Here is a 17,925-nt window from a genome sequence, read left to right as displayed (position 1 = left end):
GATGTAGCGTTCTGCTTCATGTTGCGATACGTGCTCAACGAGGGCGACGTCGCGGCCGTGCGCTTCGGCATCTCGCCGCTCTGCGAACTCGGACTGTCGCTGCGCGCGATCGACGACCCCGCCCGATTCCCCCTGCAACTGCCGTGGCTGCGCCGCACCGAGGCGGCGCGTGCCGACCTCGACGTCGAGGCCCTGCACGGCCTCATCGACGAGCGACTGTGGACGCCCGACTTCATGAACCCGCGCCCCGAATCGCCGCTGACGCGCCTCGACGACGAGTTCGAGCAACTGCTCGCCACGCCCCCGCAGACCTTCATCGGCGACCTCGTCGCGGTGCACGGGCACGTGCCGGCCGTGTTCGCCGGCTCGCCGAAGACCGCCATTCGGCGCATCGTGCGTGCGCTGCACGAGCTCTGGGACGCCTCGTTCGCGCCGTACTGGCCGCGCATGCGTGCGGTGCTCGAGGCCGACGTCGTCTACCGGGGCCGCCAGATCGCGCAGAGTGGGCTGTCGACCATGCTGAACGGCATCTCGTCGACGGTCGACTACGAGGGCGGTGTCGTCTCGGTGCGACTGAGAGACCCGAACGACCGCCTGCAGCGCATCGACGGCCTCGGCCTCACGCTCGTGCCGACGATGTTCACGCGCCGGGGCTCTGCGCCGGTCGGCGACGGCCCGCCGATGATCATGTACCCGGCACGCGGGCAAGGCGCGCTCTGGGAGACCGAGCAGGTGGCCAACCCGGCCGCGGTCGCCGCGATCATCGGCGAGGCGCGGGCGAGCCTGCTCTCCGCGCTCGGCGACCCGGCGTCGTCGACCGAGCTGGGGGTGCGCTTCGGCGTCACCCCATCGGCCGTGAACCAGCACCTCCGCGCCCTGCGCGATGCCGGCCTCCTCGTCTCGACGAGGTACGGGCACAGCGTGCTCTACCTCCGCAGCGAGCTCGGCAGCGCACTGCTCGACGCCCGCACCGGCTGAGGAACCCGCGGGCGTGCTCGCTGAGCTCGTCGAAGCGGGCTTCTGTCGATGAGCGCAGGGTGAGCGCGCGACGAGCTCAGGCCGGGTCGGGCGAGACCCGCAGCACGAGCTTGCCGCGCACGTGCCCCGCTTCGAGCAGGCGGTGCGCCTCGGCACCCTCCTCGAGCGGCAACTCCCGCTCCACGTGCACACGCACGGCACCGTCGTCGATCAGCCGCGTGATCACCGAGAGCGTGCGGGCATCGGGCGAGACGGTGTAGCCGCTCGAACGGATGCCCCGGGCCGCCGCCTCCTCGGCCATGGTCGGCCACGAGCCGGTGGGCACCGTCACGATCAGCCCGGCCGGACGCAGCACGTCGAGGGAACGGGTGCCCGTGGCATCCGTCGCATTGCCGATCAGGTCGATGACCACATCTTGGTCGGTGACGACCTCTTCGAATCGTTCGGAGTTGTAGTCGATGACGCGGCGTGCACCGAGGCCGCGCACGAAGTCTGCGTTGCGGGCGGAGGCGGTGGCGGTGACGACGGCGCCGAAGTAGGCGGCGAACTGCACGGCGAAGTGGCCGACACCGCCGGCGCCGGCGTGGACGAGCACCCGCTGGCCGTCGTGCACGCGCGCCGTATCGACGACCGCGCCCCACGCGGTGAGCGCCGCGAGCGGCACCGCCGCCGCTTCGGCGAACGAGAGGGATGCCGGCATGCGGGTGATGCCCATCGAACTCACCGAGATCAGTTCGGCGTAGCTGCCGCCGGTGCGGGGCACCCGGCCCATGCCGTAGACGCGGTCACCCGGCTGCAGCGGATGGGCCGTGTAGGGCACGGCCTCGACCACGCCGGCGAAATCGCCGCCGAGCACTGCCGGGTAGGCGGGGATCGCCCTGGCGACGCCGCGCCCGGCTCGGGTTTTCGCGTCGATCGGGTTCACGCCCGCTGCAACGACCCGCACGAGTACCTCGTCGCTGATACGAATCGGGTCGGGCACTTCGGCCATGTGCAGCTCGTCGGCTCCGCCGGTCTGATCGATCACCAATGCCCGCATCGACACATCCTCCTGAGATTGCCCTTTGCACAGTATCCGTCATCGCTATGATCGCACCGACCCCCGGGTGGCCGTGGCTTCGCCGAATCTGGGGAGTGCGAATGCGTGCGGTACGGGGCGCCCCCTCGTCGGCCGAGTAGGCCGCTTGCGGCCGTATCGAGACCTCGTGACGGGTCTCGATGCGCTTCTTCGTCGCTACTCGACCAGCGGGGAGGCGACACCGCTGTATCGAGGGCGTCGCTCCTCGACGAGCGTTGCGGTCGTCAGGCGCGCGTGTGCTGCAGCCAGCGGGCGATGCCCTCGCGCAGCAGCGCCGTCTGCACGGGCAGCCCGTCGTCGCGAGCCGGCAGTTCGACGAGTGGCGCGTCGAGCGCGGTAGCCCATCGCTCGGCGAGGGTGTACGGATGCACCGGGTCGCGGGGTGCACCGACGACGAGTGACTGGATGCCGCGGGCCCCGAGCCCGGCGAGCTCGGAGTCAGCCGTGAACGCGCGGTTGCGCGGCATCTCGACGAGCCGCATCGCCCGCCGCGCGGCATCCGGAGCCGTGAACTGCGTCAGCAGCCCTCGTCCACCCGCGGGCGAGACCGACGCGATGTACTGGAAGATCGAGCGCTCGCGGAACTCCTGCATGCCGGCCGGCCCCGCATCGGCGAGGATCTGGCCGATCACCGGGAACGCCCGCAGATTCTCTGGCAGCGACTCGTCGCTGAACGACGGCCGAACGAACACGGCACGTTCGATCGGCAGCAGTTCGTCGAGCGCGAGCCGCAGCGCGAGAGCGGCACCGAGGGAGACGCCGATGACGGTCAGCGGTGCGGATGCCTCGGGCGCCGGGCCGCCGGCATCGGAGATCGTCTCCCGTACGCTCGCGGCGACTTCGGCGGCGAGCTGGTCGATGCGGAAATCCTCGGGCTCGCCGACCGTGAGGAACCCGCCGTGCGCACGGATATCCGGTGCGATGATGAGCTCGTCGGGCCCGCTCGCGGCGCGCACCGCTGGCGTGAACAGGTCGAGGGGTTGTCGACGGTCGGCACCGAGGCCGTGCAGGAGGATGGTCGTCACGCGAGAGCACCCGGCCGGTAGATCGCGCGCGGGTCGTGGTCGGCGCCGGCGGGCCGGATCGCAGTGAGCAGCTCGTTCGCGAACCCCACGAGGATCGCGATCTGGTCGTCGTCGCGGTCGACCCAACGGCACTGCGGCTCGGTGGCGACCGGAACGAAGTCGTCGTGCTGCTCCCACACGACGAGCGTGCGCTCGGCGCCGAGCACGTACTGCTGCCACCAGACCTGGCGCAGGTACCCGCGTGGGATGCCGCGCCACGGCTTGGAGGTCGTCTTGATCTCGCAGAGTTCGAGGGTGCCGTTCGACGTGATCCTGAGGCCGTCGGGCGTCGCGAGGTGACGGCGTTCGAACTCCGAGTGGAAGAGCAGCGTCGACGGCTCGATGCCGTGACTGTTGCGTGCCCATTCGGCGATGACGGGTTCGCGCTCCCGGCCGTGGTCGGTGTACCGGCTCCCGCCGAAGCTGTACCGGCTGCCGTGCAGCTTCTCGTGCGCCGCGGTGCGCACCGATTCGCGGGTCGCGAGCTTCGCGGCATCCGTCGCAGTGATGCCCTGCGAGCGCGCCCGCAACCAGCCGACCCGATCACTCGAGTCGGCCACGACGCGCGACTGGCACGCATGCCGCGGGCGTTCGTCGACCGCGACCGCCGTCGTCACGCTCTCGAGATCGAAGAGGGCGAAGGGGGTATCCGGCACCTTCCGAGCGTACCGCTGCGCGCGGTCATCGGGGCGCCGCACGCGCGGTCTCCTGCAGCAATTCAGGACGGGAGGAGCGTGTCGCGGCGTGTCGCGGGGTATTCGCGGCGGATCGTGGGCGCGACACACCTCCCTTCCTGAATTGCTGCAGTGGTCGCGTGGCGAGGTGGGCGCGTGGCGAGGTGGGCGCGTGACGGGGTGGGCGCGTGGCGAGGTGGGTGGGCGGGCGCCGCGAACAGGGGCAGCGGATGCCGGGTCAGCGCGCTGCGAGAGCGTCGATGCCCTCGGGGGAGAGCGCGTGGTGGATCGCGAGCATGCTCGCGCCGAGCACAGCAGCATTCTCGGCCGCGGCGGACTGCACGATCGCGAGGTGCTCGGTCGCGAGCGGCATCGAGCGGGTGTAGACGACCTCTCGCACGCCGGCGATGAGGTGCTCACCGGCTCTCGCCATCGAACCGCCGATCGCGACGACCGAGGGGTTCACGAGGCTGACGCACGCGGTGAGCACTTCGCCGATGTCGCGGCCTGCCTGGCGCACCGCCTGGATCGCGTCGATGTCGCCGCGCTTGACGAGCTCGACGACGTCGTTGCCGGATGTCGCGTCGACACCCTGTTCGCGAAGCGCCCGGGCGATGGCGGGGCCCGAGGCGAGGGCTTCGAGGCATCCGCGGTTGCCGCAGTGGCAGGGCACCTCGCTGCCGCGCGCGACGCGCACATGGCCGATGTCGCCCGCGATGCCCTGCGCACCGCGCTGCAGCAGGCCGCCCGAGATGATGCCGGAGCCGATGCCCGTGGCGACCTTCACGAACATGAGGTGTTCGATCTGCGGCCAGGCGAGGGCGCGTTCGCCGAGCGCCATGATGTTCACGTCGTTGTCGACGAGCACGGGCACCTCGAGGTGCTGCTGCACCCAGCCGGGCACGTCGAAGCGATCCCAGCCGGGCATGATCGGGGGGTTCACCGGGCGGCCGGTGGAGTGTTCGACCGGTCCGGGCACGCCGATGCCGATGGCCGCGAGCTCGTGCCGGTCGCGGCCGAGTCCTTCGATGAGTGCTCGGCCGGCGTCGACCATCCAGCCGAGCACGGCATCGGGGCCCTCGGCGATGTCCATGCGCTCGCCGTGTGAAGCGAGCACCGTGCCGGTGAGATCGGTGACGGCGAGCGTGGCGTGCGAGGCGCCGAGGTCGGCGGCGAGCACGATGCGCGCCGCCGGGTTGAGCGCGAACTGCGAGGGCGGCCGGCCGCCGGTCGAAGCGGCATCGGCCACGGGGGAGACGAGCCCGAGCTGCATGAGTTCGTCGACGCGTGTCGCGATCGTCGATCGTGCGAGACCGGTGGTGGCGGCGAGGGACGCCCGGGTGCGGGGTGCGCCGTCACGGAGGAGCTGGAAGAGCTCGCTCGCCCCCGAGGCGCCGAGTGCTGATCCCCGGCTGATGTCAACCATGCACTGAGTAAAGCACACGGTCTTCGCTCGCACGCAAATCTCGAAGGTGTAACGACTTCGGCAACTTTTGACGAATGACTAGCAGAAGTCTCGATCCTTGTGTCACCATGTCGACCATGACAACGGACGTCATCGCCCCGACCCGCACTCTTCGTGCCGGCTTCGTCGGCGGCGGCTTCATGGCCGCCGTGCACTCCCGGGCCGCTCGCGCCGCACGGGCCGAGCTCACGGGCGGTGCATCCTCATCGGCTGATCGAGCTCGCGATGCAGCGCAACGGCTGGGGCTGACCACGGCGTTCGACTCGGTCGACGCACTGCTCGACGACCCCGACATCGACGTCGTGCACGTGTGCACGCCGAACGCGACGCACGCGGCGATCGCCCGGGCCGCCCTCGAGGCCGGCAAGCACGTCATCTGCGAAAAGCCGCTCGCGACGTCGGTGAGGGATGCCGCGGCGCTGACCGCGCTCGCCGACGAGCGCGGCCTCGTGGCCGCCGTGCCCTTCGTCTATCGATTCCACCCGATGGCTCGCGAGGCACGAGCCCGCGTCGCCCGCGGCGAGACCGGGCGCCTGCTCAGCGTGCAGGGTGCATATCTGCAGGACTGGCTCGCTGCACCCCATGACGACGACTGGCGGGTCGACGCCGCGCTCGGCGGGCCGTCGCGCGCCTTCGCCGACATCGGCTCGCACCTCGTCGATCTGCTCGAGTTCGTCTCGGGGGAGCGCATCGAACGGCTCAGCGCCTCGACCCGCACCGTCTACGAGGCCCGCGCCACGCACGACGCCATCGCCACCGAAGACCTCGTCGCCGTCGTCGTCGAGCTCTCTTCGGGCGCTGTCGGCACACTGCTCGTCTCGCAAGTGGCGCCGGGCCGCAAGAACGCCCTCTCGATCGAACTCGCCGGCACCGAGGCGAGCGTGCGGTTCGAGCAGGAGCGCCCCGACACCCTCTGGCTCGGGCGCACCGACGCGTCGAGGGTCATCGAGCGCGACCCGGCACGGCTCGCCGAAGACGCGGCCCGGCTGGCGATCGTGCCGGCGGGGCACCCGATGGGCTATCAAGACGCGTTCAACGCCTTCATCGCCGACGCCTACGCGGCGATCGGCGGCGCATCGCCAGAGGGGCTGCCGCGCTTCGACGACGGCCTGCGCGCAGTGCGCGTCACTGAGGCGGTACTGGAGTCCGCGGCATCCGGCAATTGGGTGGAGGTGGCCGCATGAACGCCCAGCAGCAGCCGACGGGCGAAGACCGGCGCGGCGCTGTGCTCGCCGCCGAGCCGGTGCTCGTGGCCATGGGGCTCGAGAAGTCGTTCTTCGGCGTCACGGTGCTGCACGGCGTCGGCCTCACGCTCCGGCCGGGCGAGGTGCACGGCCTCGTCGGCGAGAACGGCGCGGGCAAGTCGACGTTCATGAAGATCCTCGCGGGCGTCTACGAACGAGACGCGGGCACCATCACGCTCGGCGGCACCGAGGTGGCGTTCAGCCACCCCGTCGAAGCGGCACGCGCGGGGCTCGCCACCGTCTTCCAGGAGTTCAACCTGCTGCCAGAACGCACGGTCGCGCAGAACGTGTTCCTCGGCCGCGAGCCGCGGCGCGGCGGCTTCGTCGACAAGAAGGCGATGCTCGCCGAGACGCGGTCGCTGCTCGCCGACCTCGGCATCGACACGATCGACGCGGATGCCCCGGTGCGCACGCTCACCGTCGCCGAACAGCAGATCGTCGAGATCGTGAAGGCGCTCTCGGTCGACGCCAGGGTCATCCAGATGGATGAGCCGACGGCCGCGCTCGCCGACCACGAGGTGGAACTGCTCTATACGATCGTGCGGCGGCTCGCCGAGCGCGGCGTCGCGATTCTCTACGTCTCGCACCGGCTGAAGGAGATCTTCGACCTCTGCGACACGATCACCGTGCTGAAAGACGGCGCGCTCATCTCGAGCGGCCCGGTCGCCGAGCTCGACACCGACGAGCTCGTGCGCCGCATGGTCGGACGCCCGATCTCCGCGTACTTCCCGGGGGCGGAGGAGGGCACGGTCGTCGGCGATCCGCGGCTCGAATTGCGCGGCGCGGGCAACGCCTACGTCGACGGCATCGACCTCGAGCTGCGCGCCGGCGAGATCGTCGGCGTCGCCGGACTGCAGGGCTCGGGTCGCACCGAGCTCGTCGAAGCGCTCTTCGGCATCGCGCCGTTCACCCGCGGCGAGCTGCTCCTCGACGGACGGCCCGTTCGCATGACCTCGGCCCGGCAGGCCGTGAAGGCGGGCATCGCGCTCATCACCGAAGACCGCAAGGCCCAGGGGCTCGCCCTGAATCAGTCGGTCGGCGACAACGCACTGCTCGTGATCCGCTCGGTCTTCGCTCGTCGCACGAGCGAGGCGCGCCGCGAACTACCGGGGGTGCTCTCCTCGCTCGAGGTCGCCTCGCGCGGCGTCGACCAAGAGGTGCAGTACCTCTCGGGCGGCAACCAGCAGAAGGTCGTGCTCGCGAAGTGGCTCGCGACGAAACCGCGCGTCGTGCTGCTCGACGAGCCGACCCGCGGCATCGACGTCGGCGCGAAGGTCGCCGTGTACACGCTCATGCGACGGCTCGCGAAAGAAGGAGTCGCCATCCTCATGATCTCCTCCGAACTGCCCGAGGTCATCGGCATGTCCGACCGCATCATCGTCATGCACGACGGCCGTGCCTCGGCAGAGCTGCCGGCGCGCAGCGATGAGGCGACGATCCTCTCGGCGGCCACCGGCACGCTGAGGGTCGGCGGCGCGAAGGTCGTCGGTACAGCGGATGCTTCGGAGGGCGATTCGACGGGCTCAGTGAGCGACACGGATGCCACGGACGAGGAGGCCGGCCGATGAGCACCGTTACCGCGACATCCGCTCGCCGAGGCCGTCGTCGTCGCCTCGACGCGAGCCTCATCGTGGGCATCGCGCTCGTGGGCGTCATCATCATCGGTGCCATCCTCGTCGCGAGCGTCGGCCGCAACTTCTTCAGTGCCGGCAACATCCGCGACATCCTCACGGGCATGAGCGTGCTCGGCTTCGTCGCGATCGGCCAGACCCTCGTGATCCTGTGCGCCTCGCTCGACCTGTCGGTGCCCTACGTCGTCAGCCTCTCGAGCCTCATCGCGGCCGACACGATGCGGGGCAACCCGGCGAACATCCCGATCGCGGTGCTCGCGGTGCTCGTCGTCGCCGCACTCATCGGCCTCGCCAACGGGCTCATCGTCACGAAGCTCAAGGTCAACGGGTTCATCGCGACCCTCGGCACGGGCCTCATCATCAAGGGCTACCTCGACACGAACTACAAGGGCACGAGCGGCGAGGTGCCGTGGGAGTTCCAGCTGATCGGCGCGACCGGCGTCGGCCCGGTGCCCGTGTCGACCCTCATCATGCTCGTCGTCGCGCTCGCCGGGGCCTTCTTCCTCGCCCGCACGCGGGTCGGCAACCACATGTTCGCGGTCGGCGGCAACGAACAGGTCGCGCGCCTCTCGGGCATCCGCACGGCACGGCCGGTCATCGTCGCGCACATGCTGTGCTCGATCACCGCCGCGCTCGCCGGGCTTCTGCTCGCGAGTCGGCTCGGCGTCGGCAGCCCCACCGTCGGCACTCAGGGCGGTTACGACCTGCTCTCGATCGCCGCCGTCGTGCTCGGCGGCACCCTGCTCATGGGCGGTCGCGGCTCGATCTGGGGCACGATCGGCGGGGTCGCGATCTTCGCCGTCGTCGACAACGTCATGAGCGTCATGCAGGTCAACCCCTTCCTGAAAGACGTCGTGCGCGGGGTCGTCATCGTCGCCGCGGTCGCCGTCTACACGAGTCGATCGCTCGACCGGCGACGGCCGCGATTCGGCGCAGGGTCGCCGACGCCCGGCGCGGATGCGGCCGGCTCCGCCGCTGCACGCACCGGGCCCGACCGGCCCGACTCCGGAGGCGGACCCGCCGGACCGCCGGTCGCCGTGCATGAGAAGGAGGGATCGGCATGAGCGCCGCGACATCCGATCAGCCCACCGCCGGCCAACGCCTCGCCGGTCTCGGCCGCACGCTCGTGAGCCCGCGCGGCGCCGTCTTCCTGCTGCTCGTCGTGCTGCTCGTGGCGATCACGGTGCTGAACCCGTCGTTCGCCGAGCCCTCGCAGTTCATCCGCTTCGTGCAGCGGGTCGCGCCCGTCGCCATCGTCGCGATCGGACAGTACTTCGTGATCGTCGGGGGCGAATTCGACCTCTCGATGGGCTCGGTCGTCACCGCCCAGGTCGTCATCGCCGGCAACCTCATCGGCCAAGACGAGGCGAAGTCGCTGCCGGTGCTCGTGTTCATGCTCGCCTTCGGCGCCGTCATCGGCCTCGTGAACGGCCTCATCGTCACCCTGCTCAAGGTGCCGAGCTTCATCGCCACGCTCGGCATGATGCTCGCCCTGCTCGGCGCCACCCTCTACTGGACCGGCGGCGCCGCGACCGGCAACCCCGCAGACGGGTTCCGCGAGATCGGCCGCGGCGGCATCCGGAACCTGCCCGTGATCGAGATCCTGCCCTGGTCGGTCGTCGTGCTCGTCGTGGTGCTCGTCATCGCGATCTGGTTCGCACGTCGCCCGTTCGGCCGCACGATCATCGCCCTCGGCGACAACCCGACGACCGCCCGCTACTCAGGCGCCCGCAACTGGTGGGTCAAGACCTCGACCTTCGTGATCTCCTCGCTGTCGGCGACGATTGCGGGCGTGCTACTCGTCGGCTACGCCGGCGTGCACCCGAGCGTCGGACGCGGCTACGAGTTCACCGCGATCACCGCGGTCGTGCTCGGCGGCGTGGTGCTCGGCGGCGGTCGCGGCTGGGTCGTGGCCGCCGCGGCCGGTGCGTTCGCGCTCGAAGCACTCTTCACCCTGCTGAACTTCGCCGGGGTGCCCTCGACCTACCGCGACGCAGTGCAGGGCGCGATCATCATCCTCGCCGTCGCCTACGCGGCCACCACCATTCGCGCGCGCCGCAAAGGCCGCGCCCTCGAAGCGCCCACGATCTCGCCGACTCCGCCATCGGAGCCGCCGACCCAGACTTCGCCGGCACCGGCGGAGGAGCAGGATGCCGCGGCATCCGCTCGCCCTGCACCCATTCCCTCGACGCTGAGGGCTGACAACGAAACCAAGGGAGGTTCGTGATGCGACGCAGGTATGCAGTGGCATCCGCCATGGTCGCCGCTCTCGCGATGATCGCACTGGCCGGATGTACCACCGACCCGAATGTGGCCGCGCCGTCGGATGACGCCGGAGCCACGGAGGAAGCGGTCGAGTGGTTCGACCAGGAGCTCTACGACAAGCAGTACGCCGAACGATCCGTCGTGCCCGAAGGGCCCGAGGGCCAGCCGTGGCTGCAGTACATCAACGCCGAGATGATCGACACGGCCGAATACGCGGGAACGGGCGCGAAGAAGGCATGCTTCGCGAACGCCTCGATCTCGAACCCGTGGCGCCAGACCGGCTGGATCACCATGAATCAGCAGCTGAAGGTGCTGCAGGACGCAGGGGTCATCTCCGAGATGGAGACCCGCGACGCGCAGGACTCCGACGACACGCAGATCGCCGACATCGACTACTTCATCAACGAGGGCAACTGCGACGTCTTCATCATCGCGCCGAACTCCACGGCGGCCATGACCCCGGCCGTCGAGCGGGCGTGCGACACCGGCAAGCCCGTCGTGGTCTTCGACCGCGGTGTGCAGACCGATTGCCCCGTCACGTTCATCCACCCCATCGGTGGTTTCGCGTGGGGCATCGACACGGCGGAGTTCCTGATCGAGGAGCTCGAGCCGGGATCGAAGGTCGTCGGGCTCCGGATCCTGCCGGGCGTCGACGTGCTCGAGCAGCGCTGGGCCGCGGCTGAGAAGCTCTTCGCGGAGAACGACATCGAGGCGGTCGACTACTTCACCGGAGCCGACCCCGCCGAGATCAAGAAGATCATCTCCGACGAACTCGCCAAGGGTGACGTCGACGGCGTGTGGATGGATGCCGGTGACGGCGCCGTCGCGGCCATCGAGGCGTTCGAAGACGCCGGCGTCGACTACCCCGTCATGACGGGCGAAGACGAGATGAGCTTCCTGCGCAAGTGGAAGGAGACGGGACTCACCGGTCTCGCACCCGTGTACTCCAACTTCCAGTGGCGCACGCCGCTCCTCGCCGTGCAGAAGATCTTCGCGGGCGAGCAGGTCCCGAAGGAGTGGGTGCTGCCGCAGTCGCCGATCACCGCTGAAGAGGTCGACCAGTACCTCGAGGCGAACGACGGAATGCCCGACGGTCACTACGCCAAGTTCGGCGGAGAAGACCTGCCCGGCTACCCGCAGGTGTGGCAGGAGCGCATCATCCCGTAACCGGCGACGCCGGTCACGCAGAACCAGCACCACCGCACCACCGCGCCACCGCGCCACCGCACCACCAGTACCACCGCACGACCGCACCACCAGTACCCCGCAGCAATTCAGGAGCGGAGACGTGTCGCGGGCCCGATCAACCGATTGCGGCCCGCGACACGCCCGTGCCAACCTGAATTGCTGCGGGTTCAACGAACGTCGGTAGCCCGGCATCCGCCGCAAGGAGGCAGCATGCGCCGCATCATCGGCGTCAACACCTGGGTCTGGACATCGCCGCTCGACGATGCCGCGCTCGCCGAGATCGCCGCGAAGGCTGCGGGCATGGGATTCGGCGCCATCGAGCTGCCGGTCGAGAACCCCGGCGATTGGTCACCGGATGCCGCGGCCGAGGTGCTGCACGAGCACCGGCTCGCTCCCGTGGTGGTCGGTGCCATGGGCCCGGGCCGCAACCTGATCGCGGCGCCCGGCTCCGAAGTCGTCGCCACGCAGAACTACCTCGTGCACTGCGTCGGCGTGGCCGAGCGCCTCGGCGCCCGCATCGTCGCCGGCCCATTCACCGCGGCCACCGGGCGAACCTGGCGCATGGACGCCGAGGAGCGTGCGGAGCGCTATCACGAACTCAGAGGCAGCCTCGGGCCGGTCGTGCGGGCGGCGGAGCGCAGCGGCATCCGGCTCGCCATCGAACCGCTCAATCGCTACGAGACGAGCCTCATCAACACCGTCGAGCAGGCGCTCGAGGCGCTCGGCCCGTTGCTCGGCCCCGGGCTCGGCCTCGCGCTCGACAGCTACCACCTGAACATCGAAGAGCAGCGCATCGGCGACGCCATCCGCCTGGCGGGCGAGCATCTCGCCTACGTTCAGGTCTGCGGCAACGACCGCGGCGCGGTCGGCGACGACCACATCGACTGGCCGGACTTCCTCGACGCGCTCGACGACGTCGGCTACAGCGGCCCGCTCGGCCTCGAGAGCTTCACCGGCGACAACGACACGATCGCGGTCGCCGCCTCGGTGTGGCGCCCGCTCGCCGCGTCGCAAGACGAACTTGCGGAACGAAGCATCCGCTATCTCACCGCGCTGCAAGACGAAAGGGAACGACGATGACCCTTCAAGAGCCGCGGGCCGGCGCCGACGCGACGGCACAGGGCGAGATGGCACCGGGCGAGACGGATGCCGCGGCATCCGCAACCCACCCGGTCACCCTCTTCACGGGCCAATGGGCCGACCTGCCGTTCGAGGAGGTCGCCCGCCGCGCCGCGGAGTGGGGATACGACGGCCTCGAGATCGCCTGCTCCGGCGACCACCTCGACCTGAAGCTCGCTGAAGAGGAGCCCGGCTATCTCGACGAGCGGCGCGAGATCCTGCAGCGCCACGGGCTCGAGGTGTTCGCGATCTCGAATCACCTGACCGGGCAGGCCGTCTGCGACGACCCCATCGACTTCCGCCACCAGGCGATCGTGCGGCCCTACACGTGGGGCGACGGAGACGCCGAGGGCGTCAGGCAACGCGCTGCCGACGACATGAAGCGTGCGGCACGCGTTGCGCGGGCACTCGGCGTCGACACCGTCGTCGGGTTCACGGGCTCGAAGATCTGGCCGTACGTGGCGATGTTCCCGCCCGTGCCCGAATCGGTCATCGACGCGGGTTTCGATGACTTCGCGAACCGGTGGAATCCGATCCTCGACGTGTTCGATGCCGAGGGCGTGCGGTTCGCCCACGAGGTGCATCCGTCGGAGATCGCGTACGACTACTGGAGCTCGGTGCGCACCCTCGAGGCGATCGGGCACCGCAAGGCGTTCGGCTTCAACTGGGACCCGTCCCACATGATGTGGCAGCACATCGACCCGGTCGGCTTCATCTGGGACTTCAAGGACCGCATCTACCACGTCGACTGCAAGGACACGCGCATGCGCCCGGCCAACGGCCGCGCCGGGGTGCTCGGATCGCACCTGCCTTGGGGCGACCCGCGTCGCGGCTGGGACTTCGTGTCGACGGGTCACGGCGACGTACCCTGGGAGGATGCATTCCGCGCGCTCGACGCGATCGGCTACGACGGGCCGATCTCGGTCGAGTGGGAGGACGCGGGCATGGACCGGCTGCACGGCGCAGCTGAGGCCGTCGGATACATCCGCTCGCTGCTCTGGCCGAAGCCCGCGACCTCGTTCGACGCGGCTTTCTCGAACCAGTAGCGCTCGAACCGGTAGCGCCGAGCGCCGACTACTCGGCGATGCTCCAGTAGTAGGCGATGCCGCCTGGGTGCAGCTCGGTGATCGCCATGTCGACCGAGCGGTCCCATGTCGCATCGGTATGGCCGGCGTAGAGGATCGTGACCGAGCCGTCGGCGGCGGTCTCGACCGAGGTCACGATGCCCGTGTGGTCGCGGTCGCCCGAGTCGTCCCAGTCGAACTGCACGACGTCGCCGACCTTCACCGAGGCGCGCTCGTCATCAGTGAGCGCGGTCGCGCGCTCGGGGTGCTCCTCGAGGTAGTACATGAGCGAGGTCGAGCTGATCCACGCGTCGGCGCTGCCGTAGGCGTTGCCCGACTCGTCGTACCACCACTCCTCGTCTTCGATCCAGCCGCGGGCGAGCAGTGACTGGCTCGTGAAGTTCACGCAGTCGTTCTCGTCGACGTACCCGAACTGTTCGCTCTCGGTGTCGTTCCAGTGTTCGTGGACGTACGACAGTTGGGCTGCGACGGCAGTTGAATACATCGAGAAGTCGACGACCTCGGCTTCCGATTCGGATGCCTCGCGGCCGGCTTGCTCGACTCCATCGGTCGTCTCGGCGGCACCGTTCGCCTCGACTTCGACGGCGCCCTGCTGACCGAGCGACCAGGCGATGGTCGCCCCGCCGATCACGAGCGCGACGACGGCGATCGCGGCGAGGACCAGCGCACGGCGGCGCCGGAATGGACGGGGTCGAGCGGAGTGGGACATCTATTCCAGCGTATGAACGCTGCCTGTGTATCACCCGGACGGGGTGGCCATGAAGGTGGCGGACGACTCAGTCCACGACGCTCCAGTAGTACACCTTCGTCTCGGGATGCTGCGGATGCTCGTCCACGGAGCGGTCCCACGTGGCATCCGTGTGCCCTGCGTAGTACACGTCGATCCGCCCGTCGTCGCCGTCGCGCACGGCGGTGACGATGGCGGTGTGGTCACGATCGCCCGAGTCGTCCCAGTCGAATTGCACGATGTCGCCGGGCTTCACCTTCGCGCGCTGACGGTCGGAGAGCGACGTTGCCCGTTCGGGGTGCGCGGCGAGGTAGTCGTGGAACATCGTCGACGAGCGCCACGCAGGGGAGTGGGCGTACGCGTCCCCGTTCTCCGAGTACCACCATTCCTCGTCGGTCTCCCAGCCGCGCTCGATGAGCGATTGGGAGGTGAAGTTCACGCAGTCGTCGTCGCCGAGCACCCCGTAGCGCTCGCTCGAGTCGGCGTTCCATCGATCGCGCACGTACTCGAGCTGACGCAGCACGGGCGCCGGCAGCTCGGAATCGAGTTCGAGCGCAGCCTGGTTCGGATGGCTGCCGTCGCCGCCCTGCGTTCCCGGCCCGGTGGGGGCGCCGGCGGCGACGACCGCCGTGACGATCGCGATGATGAGCCAGACGACGAGCGCGACGGCGATGAGCGCTGCGCCGCCCACGAAGACACGACGCCGCAGGTAGATCTCACGGGCGGGGCGTTCGGGCGGCGGGCTCACTCCATCCACGGTAGGCGCCGATCGTCGTGCGCGATGTCGGGGTGACGGGTGTCGCGCGAATGGGCCCGAATCGGCCAGTCGCGCCTGGCCCGAACGCGCGATGCTCGGCGGTTACCCGTGGCGGTGGAATCGGTGATATCCGATCGCCCTGCCCGAGACCCGCGCGATTCGGCCGAGAGGTGCGCGAACAGCCCGAAGACGGGTGCGCAATCAGCGCCAAGACGGTGCAGCAATTCAGGTGCGGAGTCGGCGTGTCGCAGCATGGACGGCGGGTCGCGGGTAGCGACACACCTCCGAACCTGAATTGCTGCACACCTCGGATGCCGCGGCGAGCATCACACGCACCGTCGGCGGATGCCGCGGCGAGCGAGCTGCGCCGGGGCATCCGCTGCCCGTCGTCGCCGTCAGCGCTCGGTGACCGTGCCGTTCTTGATGTGCAGCCGTCGTTCGGCGCGCTTGGCGACGGCCGAGTCGTGCGTGACGACGATGAGGGTGAGGCCGCGGTCGCGCCAGAGCCCCTCGAGAAGGCTCATGATCTCGTCACGGGTCTCCTCGTCGAGGTTGCCGGTGGGTTCGTCGGCGAGCAGTACGTCGGGTTCCTTCACGAGCGCCCGGGCGATCGCCACCCGCTGCTGCTGCCCGCCCGAGAGCTCGCCCGGCACGTGCCCGGCGCGGTCGGCGAGACCGACCGAGTCGAGCGCGGCGAGGGCACGGCGGCGTCGCTCGTCACCCGAGATGCCGAGCGGCTCGAGGGCCGTCTCGACGTTCTCCTGCGCGGTCAGCGTCGGGATGAGGTTGAACCCCTGGAAGACGAAGCCGACCTCCTTCGCGCGGATGCCGGCGAGCTTGCGGTCGGGCAGGTGCGAGAGCTCCGACTCACCGAGCGCGACGCGGCCCGTGCTCGGCCGATCGAGCGCCCCGAGCATCTGCAGGAGCGTCGACTTGCCACCGCCGGTCGGCCCCTGAATCGCGACGAGCTGTCCCTTCGGAATGGTCAGTGTCACATCGTTCAGCGCAGTGACCTTCCGCTTGGACTGGGCGTAGGTCTTCGACACGTGTTCGAGCGTGTACATGCTGTTCCTTTCGTTCGGAGGTCGGCGTCAGGCGACGCTGCGGAGGGCTTCGGCCGGGCGGAGCTTCGAGGCGCGCCAGCCGCCGAATGCGCCGGCGAGGAGGCCTCCGGCGATCGCGAGTCCGATGGCGATCACGATGACGCTGATGGTCACGGGTGCGTTCAGCACGACTTCGGCCGATGACACGGCCGACTGCACGGGGCCGCCGAAGGCCCCGCCGCCGCCGCCCGGACCGCCCTGCATGACCATCTCGCGGCCGCTTCCGGGGCCGCCCGCGACCACTTCGGAGCCGGAGCTGCCGCCGATCGTCGGCGCGATCAGGTTGATCACCCAGATGCCCGCGAGTCCGAGTACGAGCCCGACGCCACCGCCGATGAGTCCCTGCACGAGCGACTCGCCGGCGACCTGGCCGACGATGCGCCCGTTCGACCAGCCGATCGCCTTCAGCGTGCCGAACTCACGGGTGCGGCGCGTCACACCCTGGATGGTGAAGAGGATGGCGATGAGGAACGCGGCGACGAGCACCGCGAGTGAGATCCACAGTCCGAGGTTCGAGATGAGGCTCGACGCACTCGCGAGCGAGCCCGAGACGGATGCGGCGAGATCGGACTGCGTCGAGACCGTGGCATCCGGCAGCGTCTCTTCGATCTCGGCCTGCAGCGCGTCGATGCGATCAGCGGAGGTCGCCTGCACCGAGATGCTCGAGATCATGCCGTCTTCGCCCGAGATCGACTGGGCGAGGTCGAGTGGAATGTACACGTTCGACGCGGTTTCGACGTCGGCAGAGGTCGAGGTGACGGTGCCGACGATCTCGAACCCCGTACCCCCGACGTCGATGACGTCGCCGACGGCGAGCTCGGCACTCGTGGCGTAGCTCGCGTCGAGCACCGCGACTGCCTGGCCGGCATCGGATGCCTCGAGCCCACGCCCATCGCCGAGCTCGACCGCGGAGAGGGGGCCGACGGCGGCGCCGGCGGGGTCGAGGCCGAGGACGGTGAAACTGTCGACATCGAACGCGCTGCCGCCTGCGCCGTCGAATCCGCCCTCGGGCGGGGCGGCCGGCTGCTCGCCCTCGGCCGGCGCACCCTCGATGTCGTCGCTCTGCCGGGTCTGCGCGAAGTCGGGCATCTCGCCGTTGAAGGTCGTGTTCGTCAGCGAGAGGGTCGCCGCCGCTGCAGCGACGTCGTCGAGTCCTTCGATGGATGCCAGGGCCTCCGCGTCGAAGGTGCTCGAGCCGAAGCCCGCGGAGAGGCGTGACTGGCTGATCTCGGTGGAGCCGTCGGTCGTGGTTCCGGATTCGGCGCCGAACTCGAACCGCGGGCCGCCGCCCTCGCCCTCGGCCGGCGGGGTCGGCGTCTGCGCGACCGTGAGATCGGTGCCGACGCCGTAGACGGACTCGAGCACTGAAGCTTGCGCGTCGCGAACGCCGGTGGAGACCGAATTCACGATCATGACGAGCGCGATCGCGAGCGCCATGCCGATGGCGACGATCGCGGTCTGTCTGCGTCGCCCGGCGAGTTCGCGCCGGAGGTAGGTGAAGAACATGTGCGTCCTCGGGGTCGGGGGAGGCGCACCGACCGGAGCGC

General features: G+C 69.8%; 16 protein-coding genes. 8 read left to right on the top strand and 8 right to left on the bottom strand.

All coding sequences use genetic code 11. The features are described 5' to 3' along the window. The first annotated feature begins 18 nt into the window (after positions 1-18). Positions 19-978 (top strand): ArsR/SmtB family transcription factor, encoded by a 960-nt coding sequence (locus tag AC1C2R_RS05210; RefSeq protein ID WP_495351456.1) that lies wholly within the window; start codon positions 19-21, stop codon positions 976-978. A gap of 76 nt (positions 979-1,054) precedes the next feature. Here the strand turns inward: AC1C2R_RS05210 and AC1C2R_RS05205 are convergent, their stop codons facing one another. From AC1C2R_RS05205 to AC1C2R_RS05190, 4 genes are all read right to left on the bottom strand, one after another. Next, positions 1,055-2,017, bottom strand: coding sequence for an NADP-dependent oxidoreductase (locus AC1C2R_RS05205; RefSeq protein ID WP_495379213.1), 963 nt, complete (start codon positions 2,015-2,017; stop codon positions 1,055-1,057). A gap of 263 nt (positions 2,018-2,280) precedes the next feature. Then, positions 2,281-3,081 carry an alpha/beta fold hydrolase gene (locus AC1C2R_RS05200; RefSeq protein WP_495379212.1) on the bottom strand — a complete coding sequence of 267 codons (801 nt, stop codon included), beginning with the start codon at positions 3,079-3,081 and terminating at the stop codon, positions 2,281-2,283. Next, entirely contained in the window at positions 3,078-3,737 is a 660-nt protein-coding gene (locus tag AC1C2R_RS05195; RefSeq protein ID WP_495380375.1) for a YqaJ viral recombinase family protein, read from the bottom strand. Before AC1C2R_RS05195 ends, AC1C2R_RS05200 begins: the two co-directional genes overlap by 4 nt. Positions 3,738-4,032: 295 nt before the next feature. Continuing rightward, complete coding sequence (locus AC1C2R_RS05190) at positions 4,033-5,220, bottom strand: ROK family transcriptional regulator (RefSeq protein ID WP_495379211.1); 1,188 nt, start codon at positions 5,218-5,220, stop codon at positions 4,033-4,035. Positions 5,221-5,336: 116 nt separating this feature from the next. Between AC1C2R_RS05190 and AC1C2R_RS05185 the strand changes: the two genes are divergently transcribed. The 7 genes from AC1C2R_RS05185 to AC1C2R_RS05155 all read left to right on the top strand — a co-directional run bounded on the left by AC1C2R_RS05185 (position 5,337) and on the right by AC1C2R_RS05155 (position 13,752). Next, positions 5,337-6,443: a Gfo/Idh/MocA family protein gene (locus AC1C2R_RS05185; RefSeq protein ID WP_495379210.1), complete on the top strand. Its 1,107-nt coding sequence runs from the start codon at positions 5,337-5,339 to the stop codon at positions 6,441-6,443. Continuing rightward, positions 6,440-8,071, top strand: coding sequence for a sugar ABC transporter ATP-binding protein (locus AC1C2R_RS05180; protein WP_495379209.1), 1,632 nt, complete (start codon positions 6,440-6,442; stop codon positions 8,069-8,071). Before AC1C2R_RS05185 ends, AC1C2R_RS05180 begins: the two co-directional genes overlap by 4 nt. Beyond that, positions 8,068-9,198, top strand: coding sequence for an ABC transporter permease (locus tag AC1C2R_RS05175; protein ID WP_495379208.1), 1,131 nt, complete (start codon positions 8,068-8,070; stop codon positions 9,196-9,198). The genes AC1C2R_RS05180 and AC1C2R_RS05175 overlap by 4 nt, the downstream gene beginning before the upstream one ends. Further along, positions 9,195-10,361, top strand: a complete 1,167-nt coding sequence (locus AC1C2R_RS05170; protein ID WP_495379207.1) for an ABC transporter permease — start codon at positions 9,195-9,197, stop codon at positions 10,359-10,361. The genes AC1C2R_RS05175 and AC1C2R_RS05170 overlap by 4 nt, the downstream gene beginning before the upstream one ends. Further along, entirely contained in the window at positions 10,361-11,566 is a 1,206-nt protein-coding gene (locus tag AC1C2R_RS05165; protein ID WP_495351448.1) for a substrate-binding domain-containing protein, read from the top strand. Before AC1C2R_RS05170 ends, AC1C2R_RS05165 begins: the two co-directional genes overlap by 1 nt. Before the next feature lie 231 nt (positions 11,567-11,797). Continuing rightward, positions 11,798-12,667: a sugar phosphate isomerase/epimerase family protein gene (locus tag AC1C2R_RS05160; RefSeq protein ID WP_495351447.1), complete on the top strand. Its 870-nt coding sequence runs from the start codon at positions 11,798-11,800 to the stop codon at positions 12,665-12,667. Between the two features lie 47 nt (positions 12,668-12,714). After that, entirely contained in the window at positions 12,715-13,752 is a 1,038-nt protein-coding gene (locus tag AC1C2R_RS05155) for a sugar phosphate isomerase/epimerase family protein (protein ID WP_495380374.1), read from the top strand. 28 nt (positions 13,753-13,780) lie between these two features. Here AC1C2R_RS05155 and AC1C2R_RS05150 read toward each other — a convergent pair whose 3' ends face one another. From AC1C2R_RS05150 to AC1C2R_RS05135, 4 genes are all read right to left on the bottom strand, one after another. Next, positions 13,781-14,500: an amidase domain-containing protein gene (locus AC1C2R_RS05150; protein WP_495379206.1), complete on the bottom strand. Its 720-nt coding sequence runs from the start codon at positions 14,498-14,500 to the stop codon at positions 13,781-13,783. A gap of 67 nt (positions 14,501-14,567) precedes the next feature. Beyond that, positions 14,568-15,266, bottom strand: a complete 699-nt coding sequence (locus tag AC1C2R_RS05145; RefSeq protein ID WP_495379205.1) for an amidase domain-containing protein — start codon at positions 15,264-15,266, stop codon at positions 14,568-14,570. Between the two features lie 404 nt (positions 15,267-15,670). Beyond that, on the bottom strand, positions 15,671-16,339 hold the full coding sequence (locus AC1C2R_RS05140; protein WP_495379204.1) for an ABC transporter ATP-binding protein: 669 nt from the start codon (positions 16,337-16,339) through the stop codon (positions 15,671-15,673). A gap of 27 nt (positions 16,340-16,366) precedes the next feature. Next, complete coding sequence (locus tag AC1C2R_RS05135) at positions 16,367-17,884, bottom strand: ABC transporter permease (protein WP_495379203.1); 1,518 nt, start codon at positions 17,882-17,884, stop codon at positions 16,367-16,369. Positions 17,885-17,925: the final 41 nt, after the last annotated feature.

Source organism: Agromyces sp. Y182, assembly GCF_059445385.1.
Note: the sequence above shows the minus strand (reverse complement) of the source record. Positions and strands in the feature narration are given on the sequence as shown.

Coding starts and splice junctions, on each gene's coding strand:
- AC1C2R_RS05210 (WP_495351456.1), top strand. CDS start 19: ATGTTGCGATACGTGCTCAACGAGGGCGACGTCGCGGCCGTGCGCTTC.
- AC1C2R_RS05205 (WP_495379213.1), bottom strand. CDS start 2,017: ATGCGGGCATTGGTGATCGATCAGACCGGCGGAGCCGACGAGCTGCAC.
- AC1C2R_RS05190 (WP_495379211.1), bottom strand. CDS start 5,220: ATGGTTGACATCAGCCGGGGATCAGCACTCGGCGCCTCGGGGGCGAGC.
- AC1C2R_RS05185 (WP_495379210.1), top strand. CDS start 5,337: ATGACAACGGACGTCATCGCCCCGACCCGCACTCTTCGTGCCGGCTTC.
- AC1C2R_RS05180 (WP_495379209.1), top strand. CDS start 6,440: ATGAACGCCCAGCAGCAGCCGACGGGCGAAGACCGGCGCGGCGCTGTG.
- AC1C2R_RS05175 (WP_495379208.1), top strand. CDS start 8,068: ATGAGCACCGTTACCGCGACATCCGCTCGCCGAGGCCGTCGTCGTCGC.
- AC1C2R_RS05170 (WP_495379207.1), top strand. CDS start 9,195: ATGAGCGCCGCGACATCCGATCAGCCCACCGCCGGCCAACGCCTCGCC.
- AC1C2R_RS05165 (WP_495351448.1), top strand. CDS start 10,361: ATGCGACGCAGGTATGCAGTGGCATCCGCCATGGTCGCCGCTCTCGCG.
- AC1C2R_RS05160 (WP_495351447.1), top strand. CDS start 11,798: ATGCGCCGCATCATCGGCGTCAACACCTGGGTCTGGACATCGCCGCTC.
- AC1C2R_RS05155 (WP_495380374.1), top strand. CDS start 12,715: ATGGCACCGGGCGAGACGGATGCCGCGGCATCCGCAACCCACCCGGTC.
- AC1C2R_RS05150 (WP_495379206.1), bottom strand. CDS start 14,500: ATGTCCCACTCCGCTCGACCCCGTCCATTCCGGCGCCGCCGTGCGCTG.
- AC1C2R_RS05140 (WP_495379204.1), bottom strand. CDS start 16,339: ATGTACACGCTCGAACACGTGTCGAAGACCTACGCCCAGTCCAAGCGG.
- AC1C2R_RS05135 (WP_495379203.1), bottom strand. CDS start 17,884: ATGTTCTTCACCTACCTCCGGCGCGAACTCGCCGGGCGACGCAGACAG.